Genomic DNA, 23,888 nt, shown 5'->3' on the forward strand with positions numbered 1-23,888 from the left:
TTGTAGCCTTGCGACATCTTCTTAACTGATCAACCAGACGCGCACTCACATCTCGCACTCAATGAGAGCGCACGCACAAATTTGGAGCAGACATGACCCAGCCCTTGATTCTTCAGCCCGGCAAGCCAGTAGACGCCTGCGTTATCTGGCTGCACGGCCTGGGCGCCGATCGCTACGACTTTCTCCCGGTGGCCGAAGCCCTGCAGGAAAGCCTGCTGACCACCCGCTTCGTCCTGCCCCAGGCGCCGACACGCGCTGTCACCATTAATGGTGGCTACGAGATGCCGAGCTGGTACGACATATTGGCCATGAACCCGGCACGCGCGATCAGCCGCGAGCAGTTGGATGAGTCGGCACAAAGGGTCATTGATTTGATCGAAGAGCAGAAGGCCAGCGGAATAGACGCGTCGCGGATTTTCCTCGCCGGTTTTTCCCAGGGCGGCGCGGTGGTGTTGCACAGCGCTTTCCTGAAATGGCAGGGACCGCTCGGTGGCGTACTTGCCCTGTCGACTTATGCGCCGACCTTCGGCGATGAACTGGAACTGTCCGCCAGCCAGCAACGCATTCCTGTGCTATGCCTGCACGGCCAGTACGATGACGTTGTGCAAAACGCCATGGGCCGTAGCGCTTATGAGCATTTAAAGCAGCGTGGTGTCACCGTGACATGGCAGGAATACCCAATGGGCCACGAAGTGTTACCCGAAGAAATTCGCGACATTGGTACCTGGCTCGCCGAGCGCTTGGGTTAACTCTTTATATGAACAGAACGTCCTTTAGCTTCCTTTGATCATCCCGCTACGCCGCGCCCGATTCTTGCATTACACTGGCCGGCGTACATTCCTTAACCAATTGATGAGATGACCGTGCTCAAAGCACTCAAAAAAATGTTCGGTAAAAGCGAGACTGAGCAGCTCGCGCCAGTCGCCAGCGCTCCGTCTCACACCCCCAGCCACCGCACCGACGGTCGTCAGCCTGGCCGGACCGCAGCCGCAGCGGCACCGAAACAAGAGCCTGTGACCACACCGGCCGCCCCACCTGTCGAGGCAATCGTTGCCGAGCAACCGCTCGCCGAAGCCCCGAAACCTGCAAAACCGCGTCGCGAACCCAAGCCAAAAGCCCCGGTCATTCCCTGGAAACTCGAAGACTTCGCCGTCGAGCCCATGGAAGGCAAAACCCGTTTCCACGATTTCAAGCTCGCCCCTGAACTGATGCACGCCATCCAGGACCTCGGCTTCCCGTATTGCACGCCGATCCAGGCGCAAGTCCTGGGCTTCACCCTGGCGGGCAAAGATGCCATCGGTCGCGCCCAGACCGGCACCGGCAAAACCGCCGCGTTCCTGATTTCGATCATCACCCAGTTGCTGGAAACCCCGCCGCCCAAGGAACGCTACATGGGTGAACCGCGGGCGCTGATCATCGCGCCGACCCGAGAATTGGTGGTGCAGATTGCCAAGGACGCGGCCGACCTGACCAAGTACACCGGCCTCAACGTCATGACGTTCGTCGGCGGCATGGACTTCGATAAGCAGCTCAAGCACCTCGAAGCCCGTCACTGCGACATCCTCGTGGCCACCCCGGGCCGTCTGCTGGACTTCAACCAGCGCGGCGACGTGCACCTGGACATGGTCGAAGTCATGGTCCTGGACGAAGCCGACCGCATGCTCGACATGGGTTTTATCCCGCAAGTGCGCCAGATCATTCGCCAGACCCCGCCGAAGAACGAACGCCAGACGCTGCTGTTCTCCGCGACCTTCACCGAAGACGTGATGAACCTGGCCAAGCAATGGACCACCGAGCCATCGATCGTCGAGATCGAAGCGCAGAACGTGGCCAGCGAAAACGTCGAGCAACACATCTACGCCGTGGCCGGCGCCGATAAGTACAAGCTGCTCTACAACCTGGTGACTGATAACGGTTGGGAGCGGGTGATGGTCTTCGCCAACCGCAAAGATGAAGTGCGGCGCATCGAAGAACGCCTGGTGCGCGATGGCGTCAACGCCGCGCAGCTGTCCGGCGATGTGCCGCAGCACAAGCGGATCAAGACCCTGGAAGGTTTCCGCGAAGGCAAGATCCGCGTGCTGGTGGCCACCGATGTTGCCGGTCGCGGCATCCACATCGACGGCATCAGCCATGTGATCAACTTCACCCTGCCGGAAGTCCCGGACGACTACGTGCATCGCATCGGTCGCACCGGCCGTGCGGGCGCCGATGGTGTGTCCATCAGCTTCGCTGGGGAAGATGACTCCTACCAGCTACCGTCCATCGAGGCGCTGCTGGGCAAGAAAATCAGCTGTGAAACGCCACCGACGCATCTGTTGCGAGCTGTTGAGCGCAAGCGCCCGTAACCCGGGACGCACTAAAAGAGGCGCAGCCGGCAACGGACTGCGCTTTTTTTTCGCCCGGCTTTCAACAGCCGCTTGCTCGAAACAACTAAAAGTCCATAATAGACAAATTAGTTTAATTTCAGCACCCGGAGCCGAGCATGTCCAGTACGCCCTACGTGATCAACCAACTTCAGGCTCGCGAGCTGCTGGCTCAGATCGACGTGCCGAAAATTCTGCGCAAGCTGTTCCGCGACCTGGCTGTCGGACAAGCCGTGCAACCGGCGCAGCAACTGGTGGAATTCCCCCAAGGCGCTGGCGACTTCATCAACTACCTGGGCGTGCTGGCGGAAGATGGGGTCTACGGGGTCAAGACGTCGCCCTATATCGTGCGCGAACAGGGTCCGCTGGTCACGGCGTGGACGCTGTTAATGTCGATGCAAACCGGACAGCCGCTGTTGCTCTGCGATGCTGGTGAACTGACCACCGCTCGCACCGCCGCGACTACGGCCGTGGCGGTCGACGCCCTCGCTCCGCTGCAAGCCCGGCGCCTGGCGATTATCGGCAGTGGCAAAATCGCCCAAGCGCACCTGCATTACGTCAAGAACCTGCGGGATTGGCAGAGCATCAACCTGTTCTCGCCAGGTTTGAGCGAACTGAATGCCGAGGCACGGGCGAATCTGCAAAACCTCGACCCGCGACTGACCCTCGTCGACAGTCGCGAAGCGGCGATTCACGACGCCGACGTGATCATGCTCTGCACCTCGTCAGCAGGGCCGGTGATCGATCCGTCCAGCCTCAGCAAACCGGCGCTGATCACCTCGATCAGCACCAACGCACCCCGCGCCCACGAAGTGCCGCCCCAAAGCCTCAACGACATGCAGGTGTTCTGCGACTATCGTCAGACCACCCCGGGCTCGGCGGGTGAAATGCTGATTGCCGGTGAGCAGCATGGTTGGGACAAGCGCGTGATCGTCGGTGACCTGCCCGATCTGCTCAGCGAAAAAGTCCAGCGCCCCAGTTACGAGCGCCATGTGTTCTTCCGCTCCATCGGCCTGGGCCTGGAAGACATTGCCCTGGCCAATGCTCTCTACCAACTCCAGCACTGACCACGCCCCGCACACACATTATTTGCGCCTTTTCAGGAGACGTTCATGAGCCAGGCAGACTTCATCATCATCGGCGGCGGGATTGCCGGCGCTTCCACCGGTTACTGGCTGTCGCAGCACGCACGCGTCATCGTGCTGGAGCGTGAAACCCATCCGGCCTATCACTCCACCGGACGTTCGGCGGCGCTGTACACCGCCGCGTATGGCACGCCGCAAGTGCGTGCGTTGACCCAGGCCAGCCGCGACTTCTTCGACGCCCCGCCCGCCGGTTTCTGCGATCACCCGTTGCTGACCCCACGCGGTGAAATGACCGTGGATTTCACCGGCGACCCGGCCGAGCTGAACAATCAATACCTGAGCGCCAAAGCCACGGTGCCGCAGATGCAACTGCTCAGCGCCGATGAAGCCTGCGCGCGCCTGCCGATCCTGCGCCGGGAAAAAGTCCATGGCGCGATCTACGACCCGACCGCCAGTGACATCGACACCGATGCCTTGCACCAGGGGTATCTGCGTGGGATCAAGCGCAATAAAGGTGAAGTCCATACCGACAGCGAAGCGCTGGGCCTGGCCCGTGACGCTGACGGCCAGTGGCACGTGCAAACCAGCGGGCAAACGTTCACCGCGCCAGTCATCATCAACGCCGCTGGCGCCTGGGCCGACAAAGTCGGTGCACTGGCCGGCGCCGCATCACTGGGCCTGCAACCAAAGCGTCGGGCGGCCTTCATTTTCGCCGGGCCCGAGGGCGTGGACATCCACCATTGGCCGATGCTGGTGGCGCTCGACGAATCCTTCTACATGAAGCCGGACGCCGGCATGTTCCTTGGTTCGCCCGCCAACGCCGACCCGGTGGAACCCCACGACGTACAGCCCGAAGAACTGGACATCGCCATGGGTATTTACCAGATCGAAGAAGCCACCACCTTGTCCATCCGCCGCCCGACCCGCACCTGGGCCGGCCTGCGCAGCTTTGTGGCCGACGGTGATTTGCTGTCCGGCTTCGACACGCAGGTGCCGGGGCTGTTCTGGGTCGCCGCGCAAGGTGGCTACGGCATCCAGACTTCACCGGCCATGGGCCAGGCCAGTGCGGCGCTGGTGCGCGGTGAAGCCTTGCCGGAGCAACTGCGCCAATTTGGCCTGGATGCCGCGATGCTCTCCCCGGCTCGCCTGGGTTGAGCTGCGGACTTGAGTGACGCGTCGACCCGATTGCGGCAAACTTCCAGCGCCCTGTTTGATGGGGCGCTGACGTTGCCTGGAGCTCCCTGTATGAATGCACCTGAACAAGACCCGGCCCTGGACAACTTCCGGGCGATCGCCGACGCCATCGCCACGCTGTTCTTTCCTCATGCCGAGGTGGTGCTGCACGATTTGCGCACGCAAAAAGTCGATTACATCGCTAACAACCTGTCGAAACGGGAAATCGGTGATGACTCGTCACTGGAGGACATGCTCAGCGAGGAGGTCAGCGAACGAAACATCGGGCCGTACGAAAAGCTTAATTGGGACGGTCAGAAGATTCGCAGCCTCAGCAGTGTGCTGCGCGACAGCGACGGCCATCCGCTGGCGGTGCTGTGCATCAACCTGAATATCTCGCTGTTTGAAAATGCCAAGGCGGCGCTGGATTTGTTCCTGTCGCCGACCAAGCTGATCCCGCAACCGGACTCATTGTTTCGCGATGACTGGCAGGAGCGGATCAACACCTTCCTGCATGCCTGGCTGCGCGAGCGTCAGTTGAGCCTGAATGTGCTGACCCGCGATCACAAGCGCGAGCTGGTGCTGGCGTTGCACGCCGAAGGCGCGTTCAAGGGCAAAAGCGCCTCCAACTATGTGGCCAATGTGCTGAACATGGGGCGGGCGACTGTTTACAAGCATTTGAAGGAATTGAAGGGTTAGGCATTTGGATGTGTGGTGTTTGAGCGGGCCTCTTCGCGGGCAAGCCTCGCTCCTACAGGTTCAATGTTGTTCGTGGACGACACAAAACCTGTAGGAGCGAGGCTTGCCCGCGAAGGCGGTCGATCAATCGCCGTAGATGTCAGACTTGAAATACTTATCCGAAATCTTCTGGTATTCGCCATTCGCGCGAATGCCGTCGATGGCCGCGTTCAGTTCGCTGACCAACTCGGTATTGCCCTTGCGCACCGCAATCCCGGCGCCCTCGCCCACGTATTTAGGGTCTTTCAGCTCTGGCCCGACAAACGCATAACCTTTGCCACGCGGCATCGACAGGAAGTCATTGAGCGGAATGGTGTCGGCAAAAATCGCATCGAGACGGCCGGCGGCCAGGTCCATGTAGATCTCTTCGTTGTTGCTGTAGCGCTTGACGTTGACGCCCTTGGGCTCGAAGACCTCGGTGGCGTAACGGTCGGTGGTGGTCGCCCGTTGCACACCGACGTTCTTGCCCTTGAGGCTGGCGTACTGGTCATCCACCACCGCGCCATCCTTCATCACCAGGCGCGACGAAGTGAAGTAGTACTTGTGGGTGAAATCCACCGACTTCTTGCGATCTTCGTTGATGGTCATGGACGACAGCGCCATGTCGATTTTCTTCACTTTCAGGGAAGGAATCAGACCGTCGAACTCACCTTCAACCCACGTGCACTTGACCTTCATCTGCGCGCACAGGGCATTGCCGATGTCGTAGTCGAACCCGACGATTTCGCCTTTGTCGGTTTTGGATGCGAACGGCGGATACGCCGCTTCGATGCCGATACGCAGGGTTTTCTCGGCGGCGAACAACGTGCTGCACGCCAACAGGCTCAAGGCCAGACCGGTGATGAGGGGGAATTTCTTCATGTTCGTTCTCTCGCGGGTTGTTGTTGGTTTGGCAAGACAGAAGAAAGAGCTGGAACGGGGAATGCTGTTTTTGTACTTTGAATTCCATACTGGACTTTTATGTATAAATCGTCAATCGCGTGCGCACGCCGCTGCCGTATCTCTGGTCGGGAAATGAATCAGGGGAGATTGATCGTTCCCACGCTCTGCGTCACAACAGAAGCAGGGACGCGGAGCATCCCGGGCGGCATTACCACGCAGAGCGTGGGAACGATCACGATCAGGCTGACGAATTATTTCTTCCAGCGATCCGCCGCCGCATGATCGCTGTCCCGCCCTTCCACCCAGCGCGGTCCATCGCTGGTGTTTTCTTTCTTCCAGAACGGCGCGCGGGTTTTCAGGTAGTCCATGACAAAGGCGCAGGCATCGAATGCGGCCTGGCGGTGGGCGCTGGCGGCGCCGACGAAGACGATCGGCTCACCCGGTTCCAGGGCGCCGATGCGGTGCAGCACTTCCAGCTTGAGCAGCGGCCAGCGCTGCTCGGCCTCCGTGGCAATCTTGCCCAGGGCCTTTTCGGTCATGCCCGGATAATGCTCGAGAAACATCCCCGCGACATCCAGTCCATCATTGAAGTCGCGCACATAGCCGACAAAACTCACCACCGCGCCGACGCCGACATTGGCAGCGTGCATGGCATTGACTTCAGCGCCCGGATCGAACGCCGTGGACTGCACGCGAATCGCCATGATCAGCCCCCGGTCACGGTGGGAAAGAACGCCACTTCATCGCCGTCGATCACTGGCTCATCGAGTTGGCAAAGGTCTTCGTTACGAGCGCACATCAGGTTCTGCTCGCTCAATACTTCGGCACCGTCGCGCCGGGCCAGCAGCGCCCGCACGTCATCCACCGTGGCGAAATCGCCTTCAACCTGGACCGAATCCATGCCTAACGCTTCACGGTAACGGGCGAAAAACTTCACCGTGACCTTCATGACGGATCCGCCTGGAAATGCCCGCTCTTGCCGCCAAGCTTCTCCAGCAGTCGCACGCTTTCGATGGTCATGCCACGATCCACGGCCTTGCACATGTCGTAGATGGTCAATGCGGCAACGCTGGCGGCGGTCAGGGCTTCCATCTCGACGCCGGTCTGCCCGGACAACTTGCAACGGGCGACGATGCGCACGGTATCGGCGCCTTCGGCACTGAGTTCAACTTTGACGCCGGTGAGCATCAGCGGATGGCACAGGGGAATCAGGTCGCTGGTTTTCTTCGCGGCTTGAATGCCGGCGATACGCGCCACGGCAAAAACATCACCCTTGGGATGACCGCCGCTGACAATCATTTGCAGGGTTTCGGGCTGCATGCGCACCAGCGCCTGGGCGGTCGCTTCACGGAACGTCACGGCTTTTTCAGTGACGTCGACCATGTTGGCGCGACCTTGGGAATCGAGATGAGTCAGCACAGGGTTACTCCTGATCAGGAGCGTCGATTGTAAACCTGCGGGTCAATTTTCCGCACGTTTGATTATTTGATGAATGGCACCGCTCGCTCCTACAAGGGTTTTGGGTAGAGCATAAAAAACCGGGCGGCTGTTGGGCCGCCCGGTTCGGGAGAAGCGGTTACAAATGGGTTTCGGCGTATTCGGCCAGGATCGAACGTGGCACCCCTTGCAGGGTGATATGCACACCGTTAGGGAAATCCTTGAAGCGTTCAGTCAGGTAGGTCAGCCCGGAGCTGGTCGCGGACAGGTAAGGGGTGTCGATCTGCGCCAGGTTGCCCAGGCACACCACTTTGGAACCGGCGCCGGCACGGGTGATGATGGTTTTCATCTGGTGCGGCGTGAGGTTCTGGCATTCATCGATCAGGATCAGGCTCTGCTGGAAGCTGCGACCCCGGATGTAGTTGAGGGATTTGAACTGCAACGGCACTTTGCTGAGGATGTAGTCGACGCTGCCATGGGTGTTTTCGTCATCCATGTGCAAGGCTTCGAGGTTGTCGGTGATGGCGCCCAGCCAAGGCTCCATTTTTTCCGCTTCGGTGCCGGGCAGGAAGCCGATTTCCTGGTCCAGGCCCTGCACGCTGCGGGTGGCGATGATGCGGCGATAGCGTTTGCTGACCATGGTCTGCTCGATGGCAGCGGCCAGGGCCAGGATGGTTTTACCGGAACCGGCCGCGCCGGACAGGTTGACCAGGTGGATGTCCGGATCAAGCAGCGCGTACAGCGCCAGGCTCTGATAGATGTCACGCGGTTTCAGGCCCCAGGCTTCCTGGTGCAACAGGGGTTCCTGATGCAGGTCGAGAATCAGCAGGCGGTCTTCCTCGATCTCCTTGATCCAGCCGACAAACCCTTGTTCGTCGATGATGAATTCATTGATATGCACGGCTGGCAGGTTGTCGATCAGCTTCACCTGGTGCCAGGTGCGGCCATGATCCTGACGGGTTTCGACCTTGCTCACGAGGTCCCAGAAGGAGCCGGTCATGTTGTGGTAGCCGTTAGGCAGCAACGATACGTCGTCGACCAGTTGGTCGGTGCTGTAGTCCTCGGCCGCAATCCCGCACGCCCGGGCCTTGAGGCGCATGTTGATGTCTTTGGTCACCAGCACCACAGGCAATTTGGGTTCGCGCGCGTGCAGGTCGATCAACTGGTTGATGATGATGTTGTCGTTCAGGTGCTCGGGCAAGATGATGTTCGGCTCGGCGCGCTTGCTCATCAGAATTGACAGCAAACCCTTGGGCCCACTCTTGCCGCGCTGGATCGGCACACCGAGTTCGACGTCTTCAGGGCTGGCATCGCCCAGGGTCTTGTCGATCAGGCGGATCGCCTGACGGCATTCGGCCGCAACGCTGTGATGCCCGCTCTTGAGCTTATCCAGCTCCTCAAGCACGGTCATCGGGATCGCAACGTGGTGTTCTTCGAAGTTAAGCAGGGCGTTTGGATCGTGAATCAATACGTTGGTATCGAGTACATAAAGGATTGGCTGGTTGGAAGAAGAACTACGTCCGTGATCATCCATACTCGGTCACCTTTGTGGGAGCCATTCGACGCAATACCTTGGCAGTGCTGCGCCTCGAAGTGGCCACCGAATTCACCTGCGAGAATTCAAGTGAACTGCGAACAAGTTGGGTCTTGGAAGACGCCACCTGTGTTGCAGGTTTCGGCGGTCTGTCTTCGTAATACTCCAAAACCCATGACAGAAAAAAGCACTTTGACGTTTTTTTGAAGTTTATTTTTCAGAGTGACGAATAGCCCTTGGCGTGCAGGCATTGTGCCGTTAAAGTCGGAAGTCCGCCTGCATCGAAATTCCTCCCGAAATCACCCCACACTGCCCTCAGCCCCAACGTTTCCGGGCTTTTCACGATTTCAGCGAAACGCGTCCTGACAGTCTTCCCAACCGATCCCGCTTTGCGTCGTTTGCGTAATGAGCCAGGGCATCGACGTTTTCAGCGCATCCTGCTTCACATTGAAATTGATCACGCCGTGGCGCCATAACAGCATCAGGGTCAGCACCCGTTGCGCGCTTTGAGCGCCCTTGAGCTTGCCGGCGCCGTCCTGGGGATCGATGTCCCACAAGGCCACCTGCAAACCCTGGGACTCGAAGAAGCCCTGGGCATCGGAACGCCGCTGACCATCGGGCGGACGAAACAGCGGCACGTAGTTCTCCGGCAGCTTGCTCTTGACCAGATCGGCACTGCGCCGCACCGAGTCCTGCCAATCCTGCCAATGGCTGTGGGAGCGGAACTCCCAGCCCTGCACGCCGAGGCATTGCTGCGAATACATGGCTTGCAGGCTCGCCACCGAACGATCGGCCAACCGCGCCTGGATATCCTTGCCAAGCACGAAGAAGGTGCCATTCATGTTCGACTTGCGCAGGTACTCGGTCACCCACCCGGTGTTGTCCGGCCCGGCATTGGCGGCACTGTCGAACGTCAGCAGAAACAGCCGGTCATGCATCTCGTCGCCGTTGCGCTCATAGTCGCCAAAACGATCGACTTCACTGCTGGTTTGCGGAAACAGCGCGGCCTTGCGCAACTGCTCGTCGAGGTATTGGGCGTGAAACAGGCGGCTCGGCTCGGACCACTTGATATAGAAGCTGTCGTCACTGACCACGAACTTGGCCGCTTGCTCGCGCAGGGTCGGCAGGTCTTCGACCAGGAAACAGAACGACGCATCCTGATCGCAGCTCTGCTGGGCGAAGTTGTAGTTGGTCAACAAGCGCTGCCACATGCGCGCGCGCAGGCTGTTGATCGAGTCCAGATTGATCGTGCGCAGGCCCAGGCGCTGGGCCAGGCCCGCTTCATCCAGGGATTCGCTGGCCAGCAGCACCCGGGCGAACATGAGGATTTCGGCGCGGGACGCGACGTCGAACAGGGTCGGGCTGGTGAGCTGTTCCGGCCAGGTGCTGCGGTCCAACGTTGCCACATCACCGGGCGCCGCCAGGGCACCGAAGCTCAAGAGCCAGGCCGAGAATAAAAGAACGATACGCAATGGGATGTCTCCATAACAAAACCCGCGCGGCACTATAGCTGATCCCGCCGACATGATCGTTCCCACGCTCTGCGTGGTAACGCCTCCCCGGACGCTCCGCGTCCGCTTTGGCGGTGACGCGGAGCGTCACTGGCTGCATTCCCACGCAAGGCGTGGGAACGATCATCTGTGTAAACCACCGATCACCTATGGACTTGATAGCTGGAGTCAACACGGACAACCCCCTAGAATCGCCCCCACGATTAAAGGAGACGACTTCATGCTGATGGTGATTTCCCCCGCCAAGACCCTCGATTACGAAACACCGCCGGCGACCCAGCGCTTCACTCAGCCGCAATACCTGGACCATTCCCAGGAGCTGATCATGCAACTGCGCGACCTTACGCCGGCGCAGATCAGCGAGTTGATGCACGTCTCCGACAAGATCGGTGGACTCAACGCCGCGCGTTTCGGCAGCTGGACGCCTGCGTTCACCCCGGAAAACGCCAAGCAGGCGCTGTTGGCCTTCAAGGGCGACGTCTATACCGGCCTGAACGCGCAAACCTTCAGCGAAGCCGATTTCGATTACGCCCAGCAGCATTTGCGCATGCTGTCCGGCCTCTACGGCCTGCTGCGCCCGCTGGACCTGATGCAGCCGTATCGGTTGGAGATGGGCACCAAGCTGGCCAATGCCCGTGGCAAGGACCTGTACGCCTTCTGGGGCACGCGGATCAGCGAATGGCTGAATGAAGCGCTGGCCGATCAAGGTGACGACGTGCTGCTGAACCTGGCCTCCAACGAGTACTTCTCGGCGGTCAAACGCAACGCCCTGAACGCGCGCATCATCAATACCGATTTCAAGGACCTGAAAAACGGCCAGTACAAAATCATCAGCTTCTATGCGAAGAAGGCTCGCGGGATGATGAGCCGTTTCGTCATCGAAGAGCGCATCAACGACCCGGCCGACCTCAAGCAATTCGATGTCCAGGGTTACCGCTACAGCGCCGAACAGTCCAAGCCGGACAATCTGGTGTTCTTGCGCGATCACGCTCCCGAGTAATGCACACTTTCGGCGCACGACCGCCGGTCGTGCGCGCTGTTTGATCGTCCAACAATTCCCCGCCTGTTTCGCCAGTTCATTGGCGCCAAAAATACATCACTGCGATTTCTAACTTTTGTTTCACTCGACAATCGTGATTTTTTTCAGTAGTGGCACTGACATTTTTTAACAATAGTGGCACTTACCCATCCAATTCGATAATCACCCTATATATAAAGGGCCAAACGGCAAGTGCTATCAGTTTGAAAGCAGTGCCATCTTTCTCAATATTTCAAGAAATTTCAGAATTCGCGATGGGCGGACAGGAACTATGTCCAAATGCGTCGCTCATACCACCGGTAACGATTCTTCTTGAATGTGTAGGAGATAACTTACGCAGAGACGAGAACCATGTAGCCAAGTTGTCACACTAACTTCTGCTTAATGGCCTCTTATTTGGGCAAGACATATAGGACAGGAGATACGCACCATTACTATCCCCTATACGGCCAAGGCAGCGCCCCTATAAACGTGCTCTCCCGAGCACCCAACCGCTTGATTTACGGGCCTCACGCCTGGCATTGAGCGCGCAAGACCTTTGCACCAACGCCCCCTGAACAGGGGACAGGATGCATAACAGGGCACATCACAATAATAAGGCCTAGTTGCGCACATCTTGAGTGCACTTATTTAGTCACTCGGAACTTAGTATGCCTGCACGCTGCATTGTGGCGCCTGTAAGGCTGCACTTGCGAGTGCACTACGACCGCTGAACACCATTAACTCCGGCCATCTAATGGCTTGATAATTACAGAGGTAAATGCGATGCGCATCAGCATATTTGGTTTGGGTTACGTCGGTGCAGTATGTGCCGGTTGCCTGTCTGCACGTGGCCATGACGTCATTGGCGTCGATGTGGCCAAAGACAAGATCGATATGATCAACGCCGGCAAATCGCCGATCGTTGAACCGGGTCTGGGCGAGCTTCTGCAGAAGGGTATCGAGACGGGCAAACTGCGCGGCACGACCAACTTCGCCGAAGCGATTCGCGACACCGACCTGTCGATGATCTGCGTCGGTACGCCGAGCAAGAAGAACGGCGACCTGGAACTGAACTACATCGAGGCCGTGTGCCGCGAGATCGGTTTTGTCCTGCGCGACAAGACCACCCGCCACACCATCGTGGTTCGCAGCACCGTATTGCCGGGCACGGTCGCAAACGTTGTCATCCCGATTCTCGAAGACTGCTCCGGCAAGAAAGCCGGCGTCGACTTCGGTGTGGCGGTCAACCCTGAGTTCCTGCGTGAAAGCACCGCGATCGCCGACTACGACCTGCCACCGATGACCGTCATCGGCGAATTCGACAAGGCCAGCGGCGACGTGCTGCAAGCCCTGTACGAAGAGCTCGACGCACCGATCATCCGCAAGGACATCGCCGTCGCCGAGATGATCAAGTACACCTGCAACGTGTGGCACGCCACCAAGGTGACCTTCGCCAACGAGATCGGCAACATCGCCAAGGCAGTCGGCGTCGATGGTCGTGAAGTGATGGAAGTCGTCTGCCAGGACAAAACCCTGAACCTGTCGCAGTACTACATGCGTCCAGGCTTCGCGTTCGGCGGCTCTTGCCTGCCGAAAGACGTGCGTGCCCTGACCTTCCGTGCCGGTTCCCTGGACGTCGATGCGCCGCTGCTCAACTCGCTGATGCGCAGCAACGTGTCGCAAGTGCAGAACGCGTTCGACATCGTCTCCAGCCACGACAAACGCAAAGTCGCCCTGCTGGGCCTGAGCTTCAAGGCCGGCACCGATGACCTGCGCGAAAGCCCACTGGTAGACCTGGCGGAAATGCTGATCGGCAAGGGCTACGACCTGAGCATCTACGACAGCAACGTCGAGTACGCCCGTGTCCACGGCGCGAACAAGGATTACATCGAGTCGAAGATCCCGCACGTCTCGTCCTTGCTCAACTCCGACTTCGACGACGTGATCAACAACTCCGACGTGATCATCCTCGGCAACCGTGACGAGAAATTCCGCGCCCTGGCGGAACAGGCTCCACACGGCAAGCAAGTGATCGACCTGGTCGGCTTCATGTCCAAAGCCACCAGCGTCACCGGTCGCACCGAAGGCATCTGCTGGTAAGTCAATTTTCCGGCCGGGGGATTTCAACCCCCGGCCGGACTTTCGCCTGCCTTAACCCCATCGGGCCACCCAACAGGCTCGCCCGAGATAGAGACGGATGCAGATTATGCACAGGCTAAAGCACGGCCTACTTCAGGCCGCCGGTTGGCTGTTTTACCTAAGTTTATTGATGGGCATCGCCATGGCGTTGCCTTCGTCCACGTTCGACTCCGAGTCGAAGGACTTCATTTTCCTGATCGGTTTCATCGGGATCTGGCGTTACTCGATGGGTGCCACGCACTTTTTTCGCGGCATGCTGTTCCTGTACGTGGTCTACCCGCACCTGCGGCGCAAAGTGCGCAAGCTGGGTAAAGCGGCAGACCCGTCCCATGTGTTCCTGATGGTCACCAGCTTCCGCATCGACGCCCTGACCACCGCCCAGGTCTACGCCTCGGTGATTCGCGAAGCGATCGACTGCGGCCTGCCGACCACCATGGTCTGCTCCATCGTGGAAATGTCCGATGAGAAGCTGGTCAAGAGCCTCTGGTCCCGGATGAATCCGCCGGATCGGGTCAAGCTCGACTTCGTGCGTATTCCCGGCACCGGCAAGCGCGATGGCCTGGCCTACGGTTTCCGCGCCATCTCCCGCCACCTGCCGGATGACCGCGCAGTGGTTGCAGTGATCGATGGCGACACCGTGCTCGCTCCCGGCGTCGTGCTCAAGACCGTGCCGTGGTTCCAGCTGTTCGGCAATGTCGGCGGCCTGACCACCAACGAGTTCTGCGAAGTGCGCGGCGGCTACGTCATGGCCGAATGGCACAAACTGCGCTTCGCCCAACGCCACATCAACATGTGCTCGATGGCCCTGTCCAAGCGCGTGCTGACCATGACCGGACGGATGTCGGTATTCCGCGCCACCGTGGTGACTGACCCGGACTTCATCGCCGACGTGGAAAGCGACTCGCTGCAACACTGGCGCCTGGGCCGCTTCAAGTTCCTCACCGGTGACGACAAGTCGAGCTGGTTCAGCCTGATGCGCCTGGGCTACGACACCTTCTACGTCCCCGACGCGGCGATCCACACCGTGGAACACCCGCCGGAAAAAAGCTTCATCAAGGCCAGCCGCAAACTGATGTTCCGCTGGTACGGCAACAACCTGCGCCAGAACTCCCGCGCTCTGGGCCTGGGGATGAAACGCCTAGGCCTGTTCACCTCGGTAGTGCTGTTCGATCAGCGTGTGTCGATGTGGACGTCCTTGCTCGGCCTGACGGTGGCGATCATCGCCAGCTTCAAGTACGGCGCCGCGTTCATCCTCGCGTACCTGCTGTGGATCGGCCTCACCCGCCTGATCCTGACCTTGCTGCTGTCGTGCTCCGGTCACCGGATCGGCCCGGCCTACCCGATGATTCTCTATTACAACCAGATCGTCGGCGCGCTGGTGAAGATCTACGTGTTCTTCCGCCTCGACCAACAATCCTGGACTCGCCAGGACACCAAATTGACCCGTGATCTCGCCAGCTTTCAACGTTGGTTCAACACCTGGTCGTCTCGGACCATGACCTTCTCCGCCGGCAGCGTTTTCGTCGCCGTGTTGCTGATGATGGTCTGACCGCCCCCTTATTGAATTAACCAGGACATTGCCCCTATGAATACCGCCGTCAACGCCAACGTAGTGCACGAATCCGAAGCCCAGCGCCAACATGCCCGAGTGAAAATCCCGGCCAAGCTGCGGTTCTTCGGCCCTGACCGGACTCCGGTAGATGCCCGGGTCATCGACCTGTCCGCTGGCGGCCTGGCGTTCAACGCCGGTCAGTTGCCACTGAAAATCGGTGAGGTGTACAAGGCTCGCCTGCAATTCGTCATCGATAACCTTGGCCTGGCCATGGACGTGGAATTGCAAGTCCGCTCCTTCGATCGCCCGACCGGTCGCGTCGGTTGCCAGTTCCAGAACCTGGAATCGCAAGACATCTCGACCCTGCGTCACTTGATCACCTCTCACCTGGCCGGCGACATCGTCAGCATGGGTGAAGTGCTGGCGACCCTGCAGCGCGACAACTTCACCAAGGCGCGCAAGGTCAAGGATGGCGGCCACGGCATGACCCCGTTCGGTCGTCTGCGTGCGGTGACCTTCAGCTTCGCGATTTTCCTCGTTGGCCTCGCGGCGTTCGGTTTCATCTTCAAGTCGGTGTACGGCATGTACTTCGTCAGCCATGCACAGGCCGGCATCGTCAGCGTCCCGGGCATGAACATCACCATGCCCCGCGACGGCACCGTGCAGAGCCTGATCAAAGACGACGGCATCGCCGCCAAAGGCGCCCCGCTGGCGACCTTCAGCACCAGCATGCTCGATGTCCTCAAGGGCCATCTGGACGAAGACCAGTTGCAACCGGCCAAGGTTGAAGAACTGTTCGGCAAGCAAATGACCGGCACCCTGACCTCGCCGTGCGATTGCACCGTGGCCCAGCAACTGGTTGCCAACGGTCAGTACGCCAGCAAGGGCGACGTGATCTTCACCCTGGTGCCGCGTAACAGCGAAGCCAACATCGACGCACGCTTCACTTATCGCCAGTTCGCCGACGTGCGTCCAGGCGCACCGGTGACCTTCGAAATCGCCGGCGAAGACAAGACTCGCACCGGCAAGATCGTCAGCAGCACCAGCCTGAAAAGTGCCGACCTGTCTTCCGACATCCGCGTCCAGATCAAGCCTGACGAGCCGCTGAACAGCACCTTCGCCGGTCGCCCGGTGGAAGTGAACAGCAATCGTGGCCCGAACCTGAACTGGCTGATCGACAAAGCCATGGCCGCCGGTATTTAAGCAGAGGACATGCCTGTGACGAGCCCACTCAGAATCCTGCCGGTCCCGCTGACGCTGGCCATGGCAATTGCCCTGGCCGGTTGCGCCGGCCTGCCCGACCAACGCCTGGCGAACGAAGCGCTCAAGCGCGGCGACACCGCGCTGGCTCAGCAGAACTACCAGCAACTGGCAGACCTGGGCTACAGCGAAGCACAGGTTGGCCTCGCCGATATCCAGGTCGACAGCCGTGACCCGGCGCAGATGAAACAGGCCGAGGCGACTTACCGCGCCGCGGTCGATGTCTCGCCGCGAGCCCAGGCTCGCCTCGGTCGCCTGCTGGTGGCCAAGCCCGGTTCCACCGAAGCCGAACAGCACGAAGCCGAAGGCCTGTTGAAAAAAGCCGGCGCCAATGGCGAAGGCAACACGCTGATTCCGCTGGCGATGCTGTACCTGCAATACCCGCACAGTTTCCCGAACGTCAACGCCCAGCAGCAAATCAGTAAGTGGCGCGCCGAAGGCAAGCCGGAAGCGGGCCTGGCCCAAGTGCTGCTCTATCGCACCCAAGGCACTTACGACCAGCACCTGGACGAAGTGGAAACCATCTGCAAAGCCGCGTTGAACACCACCGACATCTGCTACGTCGAGCTGGCCACGGTTTATCAGAAACAAGCCAAGCCAGAGCAAACCGCCGAGCTGATCAAGCAGATGCAAGCCGCTCACACTCGCGGCACCGTTAGCGCTCAACGCGTCGACAGCGTCGCTCGCGTCCTGGGTGATGCGACCCTGGGCAAGACCGACGAGAAAACCGCGCAGTCCCTGCTCGAAGACATCGCCCCTGGCTACCCCGCTTCCTGGGTCAGCCTGGCGCAACTGCTCTACGACTTCCCGGAACTGGGTGACGTCGACAAAATGATGAAGTACCTGGACAACGGTCGCGCCGCGGATCAACCCCGCGCCGAACTGTTGCTGGGCAAGCTCTACTACGAAGGCAAATGGGTGCCGGCCGACGCCAAGGTCGCCGAAGAACACTTCCAGAAAGCCGTGGGCCGGGAAGTGGCCGCCGATTACTACCTCGGCCAGATTTACCGTCGTGGCTACCTGGGCAAGGTCTATTCCCAGAAGGCTCTGGATCACCTGCTGACCGCTGCGCGCAACGGCCAGAACAGCGCCGACTTCGCCATCGCCCAGCTGTTTTCCCAAGGCAAGGGCACCAAGCCCAACCCGGTCAACGCTTACGTCTTCAGCCAGCTGGCCAAGGCTCAGGACACCCCGCAAGCCAATGAGCTTGCGACAACACTCGAAGCCCAACTGCCGCCTGCCCAGCTCGCCGAGGCCCAACGCCTGTTGAAACAAGAACAGGCCGTTCGTGGTTCCTCGAGCCAGAACAAGCTGGATTTGCATGCCCTGCAAGAAGAAGACGGCGAGGAAACACTATGAAGCTCAATCCATTCGTGAAGGCCGGTATTGGCCTGACATTCGCCCTGCTGTGGTCGTGTCCGACCCTGGCAGCGATGACCGAAGCCAAGAACTACGGTCTTGAAGTGAAAGTCACCGGCCAGTCTGAAGACGACGCCGACCTCGGTACAGCCAAGGGCGGCGACGTCAATGGCCTGGGCCTCGACCTGCGTCCGTGGGTCTACGGTGAAAGCGGCGCGTGGAGCGCTTATGCGATGGGTCAGGCGGTGACGTCTACCGACATCATCGAAACCGACACCTTGCAACAGGCCGACGACACCACTCAGGCCACCGATAACGGTGATCGCAAGTCGAAGAAAAACTACCTGGCCATGCGCGAGTTCTGGGTCGGCTACAGCGGCCTCACGCCATACCCTGGCGAGATGCTCAAGCTCGGTCGTCAACGCCTGCGCAATGAAGACGGGCAGTTCCGCGACGCCAACATCGAAGCCCTGAACTGGACCTTCGACACCACCCTGTTGCGCGCCAACGCCGGTGTTGCCGAACGCTTCAGCGAATACCGCACCGACTTGAAAGAACTGGCGCCCAAAGACAAGGATCGCCTGCACGCCTACGCCGATGCGGCGTATCAGTGGACCCCGGGCAATTGGGTCGGCATCCGTGGTCATCACACCCACGATGACGGCAAGCTCGACTACCCGGAACCGGGTGTAGCCGGCGACTCGCTGGACAAGAAACAGAATGGCGACATCAGCTGGCTCGGCCTCACCGCCGACAGCGACGCCTACAACTGGCGCAACACCAACACCGTCAACTACTGGGGCAGCATCACCGGTATGAGCGGCGACACCGACACGGTCAACGCGCTCAACGCCGATGGCACCCGCCCGACCGAAGCCAAGACCGGTGAAGACCTCAACGGCTGGGCCACCGATGTCGGCCTGCGCCTGCGCCTCGATCCGCAATGGCAAGTCGGTGCAGCCTATGCCCGCGCCAGCGCCGATTACCAACAGAACGGCCTGGAAAGCAACCGCTCGAACTACACCGGTACTCGCTCGCGGGTTCACCGTTTCGGCGAAGCCTTCCGCGGCGAAATGAACAACATGCAAACCGCGACCCTGTTCGGTTCGTGGATGCTCAACGACGAATACGACGCCAGCCTCGTGTACCACAAGTTCTGGCGTGTGGACGGCAGCAAGCCGGTGGGCAGCAACGGTATCAACGCCGTCGAGAACAACACCGACGACGCCACCGGCGCGATCCTCTCCAGCACCTCCCTGCCGCTGCAAGATGGCAACAAGGACCTCGGTCAGGAAATGGACCTGGTGGTCACCAAGTACTTCAAGCAAGGGCTGTTGCCTGCCGCTTTGAGCCAGTCGATCGATGAGCCTTCGGCCCTGGTGCGTTTCCGTGGCGGTGTGTTCAAGCCCGGCGATGCCTACGGCAAAGAAGTCGATTCGTACATGCACCGCGCGTTCATCGACGTGATCTGGCGCTTCTGATGCGAGCCGCCAAAGGAGTGCCCGACATGACCTATCCGAAGAGAGGTTCGATCTCGTTGCTGGCCGGCGCGATGCTGCTGGCCAGCTCGGTCGCCTTCGCCAGTGCGGAGCCGGTGGTGCCTGTGCAAAAAGGCCAACCGAGCACCCTGGCCAAGGGGCTGCAACAAGCCAAGACCTACACCGTCAGCAGCGCACCGACCGAGCCGCTGAACCTGGCCAAGCCGACGCTGCCGGACACGTCCGGCTACACCGCCGAAGCCATCGCGGCAAAAGTGGTGCGCACCAAACCGGGCAAGGCCAGCGTGCGCCGGATGATGCAGGAAGACGCCTTGAAGGACTTCATCGGCGGCGACAACAAGATGGCCGAGTGGGTAGTGCGTCAGCACGGCATCCCGCAGGCGATCTTCGTCGACGACGGCTACATGAACCTCAAGGACCTGGCCAAGAAAGAACCGAAGTACATCAGCGAGCCTTCGCCAGGCGTGTACCTGGCGAAGTTGCCGATCGTGGTTGGCCGCAAGGGCATCCTCGAAATCGACCAGCAAACCCAGGAATTGCGTCTGTCCCAAGAGGCCGGTGCGTTCATGGTCAACGACGGCCAGTTGTTCGTGCGTGATACCAAAATCACTGGGTGGAGCGAGAAGAACAACGGCCCGGCGCTGTTCAAGACGCCGAAGGAATTCCGTCCGTTCCTGCTGTCCTGGGGCGGCACCGAGACCTACATCGCCAACAGCAAGATCGCCAGTTTCGGCTACGCCAACAGTAAGTCCTACGGCGTGAGTATTTCCCAGTACACGCCGAACATGGCCAAGGTGCTCAAGCGCCCTGAACCGACCGGCTGGATCGTCGGCTCCGAGTTCTCGGACATGTGGTACGGCTTCTACTGCTACGAAACCCGCGACTTCGTGGTCAAGGGCAACACCTACAAAGACAACATCGTCTACGGCATTGACCCGCATGACCGTTCCCACGGCCTGATCATCGCGGACAACACCGTACACGGGACCAAGAAGAAGCACGGGATCATCATTTCCCGTGAGGTCAACGACAGCTTCATCTTCAACAACCGCAGCTACGACAACAAGTTGTCGGGCCTGGTGATCGACCGTAACAGCGTGAACAACCTGATCGCCTACAACGAGATCTACAAGAACCACACCGACGGCATCACCCTCTACGAGAGTGCCGACAATCTGCTGTGGGGCAACAAGGTGATGGGCAACAAGCGCCACGGCATCCGGATTCGTAACAGCGTGAACATTCGCCTCTACGAAAACCTCGCCATGGCCAACGGCCTAACCGGTGTCTTCGGCCACATCAAGGACCTGAGCGACACCGACCGGGACATCAAGCTCGACCCGTTCGACGCCCAGGTGTCGCTGATCGTGGTCGGCGGTGAACTGGCCGGCAATGGCAGCGGACCGCTGGCCATCGACTCGCCGCTGAGCGTCGAGTTGTACCGCGTGTCCATGCTCGCGCCGACCAAATCCAGTGGCATCAGCTTCAACGGGATTCTTGGCGAGCGCCAGGATGAAATTCTCGACCTGCTGGTACGCCAGCAGAAAGCCGTGCTGATCGACCCTGTCGAACGCCAGACCGAAATGCAGGACTGAGGATAATTTTATGCACCCACACTTGATCAAATTACTCAGCCTGTCGGCCCTGACCGCCGGGATTCTCGCGGCCAGCGCCGGGGCCCGTGCCGACGATGCCGATGCCGTCAAAGCACCGAGTTTCAGCGCCGACCCGTGCTGCAACCTGTGCCCGGAAGCCCACGACGCGAAGAACTACACCACCCGTTATCAGCAGAACTTCACCACGCTGGTACAGGCCCAGGGCGACTGGTTGTTCCGTACGCAAGAAGACTTGCGCACCGAGTTCGACACCTCCCCTGCCGGCTACAAGCGCATGAAAGAACTGCACGATGCGTTCAAGAGCAAAGGCGTGGAACTGGTGGTCGTCTACCAGCCGACCCGTGGCCTGGTGAACCGCAACAAGCTCAACCCGGAAGACAAGGCCAAGTACGATTTCGACAAGGCCCTGCGCAATTACAAAACCATGCTCGGCCGTTTCGCCGCCATGGGCTACACCGTGCCGGACCTGTCGCCGCTGACCAACGAATCGCTGCCCGACACCCTGCCGGCCCACGATTTCTACTTCCGCGGTGACCAACACTGGACGCCGTATGGCGCCCAGCGCACGGCGAAAATCGTCGGTGAGCAAATCAAGCAGATGCCGGCCTTCGCCGACGTGCCGAAACGCGAATTCGAGAGCCATAAGTCGGGCCGTATGGGCAAGACCGGAACATTACACAACATGGCCGGTCAACTCTGTGGCACGAGCTACGCGATCCAGTACATGGATCAGTTCACCACGGAGCCCAAAGGCGAAGCGGACGATGGCGATCTGTTCAGTGACTCCGGCAATCCGGAGATCACCCTGGTCGGCACCAGCCACAGTGGCAAGAACTACAACTTCGCCGGTTTCCTCGAAGAGGCCATCGGCGCCGACATCCTCAACGTGGCATTCCCTGGCGGTGGCCTGGAAGGTTCGATGCTGCAGTACCTGGGCAGCGAAGAGTTCCAGAAGAAGCCGCCGAAAATCCTCATCTGGGAATTCTCGCCGCTCTATCGCCTCGACCAGGAAACCATCTACCGCCAGATGATGGCGCTGTTGGACAACGGTTGCGAAGGCAAGGAAACACAGATGACCGGTAGCGCCACATTGAAACCGGGCAAAAACGAATTAATGGTCAACAGCAAGAACCTGAACCTGCAAAACAGCAGTCACCAGGTCGACATCCAGTTCGCCGATGCGTCGGTGAAAGTCCTGCAAGCCACCCTCTGGTACATGAACGGTCGCCACGAGGACATCAAGATCGAAAAACCGGAAACCTCCGACACCGACGGGCGTTTCGCCTTTGAGTTGCGCACGGACGAAGACTGGGCCTCGCAGAATCTGCTGGCCGTCGAAGTCCAGGGCCCTGAAGCAGGCGCCGCGCCACAAAAAGTCGAAGCGAAAATCTGCAAACGCAACGTGTTCCCTGGCAATGAGCAGCGCACCGCTCAAGCCGGACAATGAGGCCCATATGCAAACCCGAACTTTGAAAAGATTACTCGCGCCCTCCCTGCTGACGCTGGCAATGTTCGCCGGCGCCACCCAGGCCGCCGCGCCATTGCGCCCGCCCCAGGGCTACTTCGCGCCGATTGAAAAAGTCAAAACCGGCGACAAGAGCGAAGGCTGTGACGCGATGCCAACGCCGTACACCGGCCCGCTGCAATTTCGCAGCAAATACGAAGGTTCCGACAAGGCCCGTTCGACCCTGAACGTGCAGTCGGAAAAAGCTTTCCGCGACACCACCGCCGACATCACCAAACTGGAACGCGGCACCAGCAAGCGCGTGATGCAGTACATGCGTGACGGTCGCCCGGAACAACTCGAATGCACGCTGAATTGGCTGACCACGTGGGCCAAGGCTGACGCGTTGATGTCCAAGGACTTCAACCACACCGGCAAGTCGATGCGCAAATGGGCCTTGGGCAGCATGGCGTCAGCGTACATTCGCCTGAAGTTCTCCGACTCGCATCCGTTGGCCAACCACCAGCAAGAGTCGCAGTTGATCGAAGCCTGGTTTAGCAAAATGGCCGACCAGGTGGTCAGCGATTGGGACAACCTGCCGCTCGATAAAACCAACAATCACTCGTACTGGTCCGCCTGGTCGGTAATGGCAACGTCCATCGCCACCAACCGCCGCGACCTGTTCGACTGGTCGGTGAAGGAATACAAAGTCGGCGCCAACCAGATTGACGCCGAGGGCTTCCTGCCGAATGAACTCAAGCGCCAGCAACGCGCCCTGTCCTATCACAACTACGCCCTGCCGCCGCTGTCGATGATCGCCAGTTTCGCCCTGGTCAACGGTGTGGATTTGCGTCAGGAAAACAACGGCGCGCTGAAACGCCTGGGTGATCGCGTGCTGTCCGGGGTGAAAGATCCGGAAGAGTTCGAGAAGAAGAATGGCAAGGAACAGGACATGAAAGACCTCAAGGTCGATTCGAAATTCGCCTGGCTCGAACCGTTCTGCTCGCTCTACACCTGCTCGCCGGATGTGCTTGAGAAAAAGCACGAGATGCAGCCGTTCAAGACCTTCCGCCTCGGTGGTGACTTGACCAAGGTCTACGACCCGGCGAATGAAAAAGGCAACAAAGGCAGTTGAGTCATTGATCGTTCCCACGCTCCGCGTGGGAATGCATCCCGTGACGCTCCGCGTCACATGCCGAAGCGGACGCTGAGCGTCCAGTGAGGCGTTCCCCCGCAGAGCGTGGGAACGATCGTAGCTCTCCAGATTTTTGTGGG

Annotated in this window: 20 protein-coding genes; 14 read left to right on the forward strand and 6 right to left on the reverse strand. The window is 59.7% G+C overall.

Going from position 1 to position 23,888, the window contains the following annotated elements; genetic code table 11:
* Positions 1-92 precede the first annotated feature (92 nt).
* The 5 genes from HKK53_RS15230 (at position 93) to HKK53_RS15250 (ending at position 5,320) form a co-directional block, all read left to right on the forward strand.
* Positions 93-749: an alpha/beta hydrolase gene (locus HKK53_RS15230; protein ID WP_169371497.1), complete on the forward strand. Its 657-nt coding sequence runs from the start codon at positions 93-95 to the stop codon at positions 747-749.
* Between the two features lie 108 nt (positions 750-857).
* Entirely contained in the window at positions 858-2,345 is a 1,488-nt protein-coding gene (gene rhlB / locus HKK53_RS15235) for an ATP-dependent RNA helicase RhlB (RefSeq protein ID WP_169371498.1), read from the forward strand.
* A 137-nt stretch (positions 2,346-2,482) separates the two neighbouring features.
* Positions 2,483-3,430, forward strand: a complete 948-nt coding sequence (locus tag HKK53_RS15240; RefSeq protein WP_169371499.1) for an ornithine cyclodeaminase family protein — start codon at positions 2,483-2,485, stop codon at positions 3,428-3,430.
* Positions 3,431-3,475: 45 nt separating this feature from the next.
* Positions 3,476-4,603, forward strand: coding sequence for an NAD(P)/FAD-dependent oxidoreductase (locus tag HKK53_RS15245; RefSeq protein ID WP_169371500.1), 1,128 nt, complete (start codon positions 3,476-3,478; stop codon positions 4,601-4,603).
* Positions 4,604-4,693: 90 nt separating this feature from the next.
* Positions 4,694-5,320, forward strand: a complete 627-nt coding sequence (locus HKK53_RS15250; protein ID WP_169371501.1) for a helix-turn-helix transcriptional regulator — start codon at positions 4,694-4,696, stop codon at positions 5,318-5,320.
* A gap of 123 nt (positions 5,321-5,443) precedes the next feature.
* Here HKK53_RS15250 and HKK53_RS15255 read toward each other — a convergent pair whose 3' ends face one another.
* From HKK53_RS15255 to HKK53_RS15280, 6 genes are all read right to left on the reverse strand, one after another.
* Positions 5,444-6,220, reverse strand: a complete 777-nt coding sequence (locus HKK53_RS15255) for an ABC transporter substrate-binding protein (RefSeq protein ID WP_169371502.1) — start codon at positions 6,218-6,220, stop codon at positions 5,444-5,446.
* A gap of 272 nt (positions 6,221-6,492) precedes the next feature.
* Positions 6,493-6,945: a molybdopterin synthase catalytic subunit MoaE gene (moaE, locus tag HKK53_RS15260; protein WP_169371503.1), complete on the reverse strand. Its 453-nt coding sequence runs from the start codon at positions 6,943-6,945 to the stop codon at positions 6,493-6,495.
* A 2-nt stretch (positions 6,946-6,947) separates the two neighbouring features.
* Entirely contained in the window at positions 6,948-7,190 is a 243-nt protein-coding gene (locus HKK53_RS15265; RefSeq protein ID WP_169371504.1) for a MoaD/ThiS family protein, read from the reverse strand.
* Positions 7,187-7,660 carry a cyclic pyranopterin monophosphate synthase MoaC gene (gene moaC / locus HKK53_RS15270; protein ID WP_169371505.1) on the reverse strand — a complete coding sequence of 158 codons (474 nt, stop codon included), beginning with the start codon at positions 7,658-7,660 and terminating at the stop codon, positions 7,187-7,189. Before moaC ends, HKK53_RS15265 begins: the two co-directional genes overlap by 4 nt.
* Positions 7,661-7,817: 157 nt before the next feature.
* Positions 7,818-9,212: a PhoH family protein gene (locus HKK53_RS15275; RefSeq protein WP_054049712.1), complete on the reverse strand. Its 1,395-nt coding sequence runs from the start codon at positions 9,210-9,212 to the stop codon at positions 7,818-7,820.
* Between the two features lie 347 nt (positions 9,213-9,559).
* Entirely contained in the window at positions 9,560-10,684 is a 1,125-nt protein-coding gene (locus tag HKK53_RS15280; protein WP_169371506.1) for a polysaccharide deacetylase family protein, read from the reverse strand.
* A gap of 259 nt (positions 10,685-10,943) precedes the next feature.
* Between HKK53_RS15280 and yaaA the strand changes: the two genes are divergently transcribed.
* From yaaA to HKK53_RS15330, 9 genes are all read left to right on the forward strand, one after another.
* A complete protein-coding gene (gene yaaA / locus HKK53_RS15290) occupies positions 10,944-11,723 on the forward strand; it encodes a peroxide stress protein YaaA (RefSeq protein WP_169371508.1) in 780 nt (259 codons plus the stop codon).
* A gap of 804 nt (positions 11,724-12,527) precedes the next feature.
* The gene (locus HKK53_RS15295) at positions 12,528-13,844 is read left to right on the forward strand and encodes a nucleotide sugar dehydrogenase (RefSeq protein WP_169371509.1); all 1,317 of its coding nucleotides are present in this window, start codon (positions 12,528-12,530) and stop codon (positions 13,842-13,844) included.
* Positions 13,845-13,950: 106 nt separating this feature from the next.
* Entirely contained in the window at positions 13,951-15,432 is a 1,482-nt protein-coding gene (gene alg8 / locus HKK53_RS15300; RefSeq protein WP_429513745.1) for a mannuronan synthase, read from the forward strand.
* A gap of 36 nt (positions 15,433-15,468) precedes the next feature.
* On the forward strand, positions 15,469-16,638 hold the full coding sequence (locus HKK53_RS15305) for an alginate biosynthesis protein Alg44 (protein WP_169371511.1): 1,170 nt from the start codon (positions 15,469-15,471) through the stop codon (positions 16,636-16,638).
* A gap of 9 nt (positions 16,639-16,647) precedes the next feature.
* Positions 16,648-18,054: an alginate biosynthesis TPR repeat lipoprotein AlgK gene (algK, locus tag HKK53_RS15310; protein WP_169371512.1), complete on the forward strand. Its 1,407-nt coding sequence runs from the start codon at positions 16,648-16,650 to the stop codon at positions 18,052-18,054.
* Positions 18,051-19,535, forward strand: coding sequence for an alginate export family protein (locus tag HKK53_RS15315; protein ID WP_169371513.1), 1,485 nt, complete (start codon positions 18,051-18,053; stop codon positions 19,533-19,535). Before algK ends, HKK53_RS15315 begins: the two co-directional genes overlap by 4 nt.
* Before the next feature lie 26 nt (positions 19,536-19,561).
* Positions 19,562-21,148, forward strand: coding sequence for a mannuronan 5-epimerase AlgG (algG, locus tag HKK53_RS15320; protein WP_169371514.1), 1,587 nt, complete (start codon positions 19,562-19,564; stop codon positions 21,146-21,148).
* 10 nt (positions 21,149-21,158) lie between these two features.
* Positions 21,159-22,616: an alginate O-acetyltransferase gene (locus tag HKK53_RS15325; protein WP_169371515.1), complete on the forward strand. Its 1,458-nt coding sequence runs from the start codon at positions 21,159-21,161 to the stop codon at positions 22,614-22,616.
* Positions 22,617-22,623: 7 nt separating this feature from the next.
* Complete coding sequence (locus tag HKK53_RS15330; protein WP_169371516.1) at positions 22,624-23,748, forward strand: mannuronate-specific alginate lyase; 1,125 nt, start codon at positions 22,624-22,626, stop codon at positions 23,746-23,748.
* The last annotated feature ends 140 nt before the right edge of the window (positions 23,749-23,888 follow it).

The organism is Pseudomonas sp. ADAK7 (genome assembly GCF_012935675.1).
GTDB lineage: Bacteria > Pseudomonadota > Gammaproteobacteria > Pseudomonadales > Pseudomonadaceae > Aquipseudomonas.

Bases quoted from the DNA above. Each gene is read 5' to 3' on its own strand.
- HKK53_RS15230 (WP_169371497.1), top strand. From the start codon at position 93: ATGACCCAGCCCTTGATTCTTCAGCCCGGCAAGCCAGTAGACGCCTGC.
- rhlB (WP_169371498.1), top strand. From the start codon at position 858: ATGACCGTGCTCAAAGCACTCAAAAAAATGTTCGGTAAAAGCGAGACT.
- HKK53_RS15240 (WP_169371499.1), top strand. From the start codon at position 2,483: ATGTCCAGTACGCCCTACGTGATCAACCAACTTCAGGCTCGCGAGCTG.
- HKK53_RS15245 (WP_169371500.1), top strand. From the start codon at position 3,476: ATGAGCCAGGCAGACTTCATCATCATCGGCGGCGGGATTGCCGGCGCT.
- HKK53_RS15250 (WP_169371501.1), top strand. From the start codon at position 4,694: ATGAATGCACCTGAACAAGACCCGGCCCTGGACAACTTCCGGGCGATC.
- HKK53_RS15255 (WP_169371502.1), bottom strand. From the start codon at position 6,220: ATGAAGAAATTCCCCCTCATCACCGGTCTGGCCTTGAGCCTGTTGGCG.
- moaE (WP_169371503.1), bottom strand. From the start codon at position 6,945: ATGGCGATTCGCGTGCAGTCCACGGCGTTCGATCCGGGCGCTGAAGTC.
- HKK53_RS15265 (WP_169371504.1), bottom strand. From the start codon at position 7,190: ATGAAGGTCACGGTGAAGTTTTTCGCCCGTTACCGTGAAGCGTTAGGC.
- HKK53_RS15275 (WP_054049712.1), bottom strand. From the start codon at position 9,212: ATGGATGATCACGGACGTAGTTCTTCTTCCAACCAGCCAATCCTTTAT.
- yaaA (WP_169371508.1), top strand. From the start codon at position 10,944: ATGCTGATGGTGATTTCCCCCGCCAAGACCCTCGATTACGAAACACCG.
- HKK53_RS15295 (WP_169371509.1), top strand. From the start codon at position 12,528: ATGCGCATCAGCATATTTGGTTTGGGTTACGTCGGTGCAGTATGTGCC.
- alg8 (WP_429513745.1), top strand. From the start codon at position 13,951: ATGCACAGGCTAAAGCACGGCCTACTTCAGGCCGCCGGTTGGCTGTTT.
- HKK53_RS15305 (WP_169371511.1), top strand. From the start codon at position 15,469: ATGAATACCGCCGTCAACGCCAACGTAGTGCACGAATCCGAAGCCCAG.
- algK (WP_169371512.1), top strand. From the start codon at position 16,648: ATGCCTGTGACGAGCCCACTCAGAATCCTGCCGGTCCCGCTGACGCTG.
- HKK53_RS15315 (WP_169371513.1), top strand. From the start codon at position 18,051: ATGAAGCTCAATCCATTCGTGAAGGCCGGTATTGGCCTGACATTCGCC.
- algG (WP_169371514.1), top strand. From the start codon at position 19,562: ATGACCTATCCGAAGAGAGGTTCGATCTCGTTGCTGGCCGGCGCGATG.
- HKK53_RS15325 (WP_169371515.1), top strand. From the start codon at position 21,159: ATGCACCCACACTTGATCAAATTACTCAGCCTGTCGGCCCTGACCGCC.
- HKK53_RS15330 (WP_169371516.1), top strand. From the start codon at position 22,624: ATGCAAACCCGAACTTTGAAAAGATTACTCGCGCCCTCCCTGCTGACG.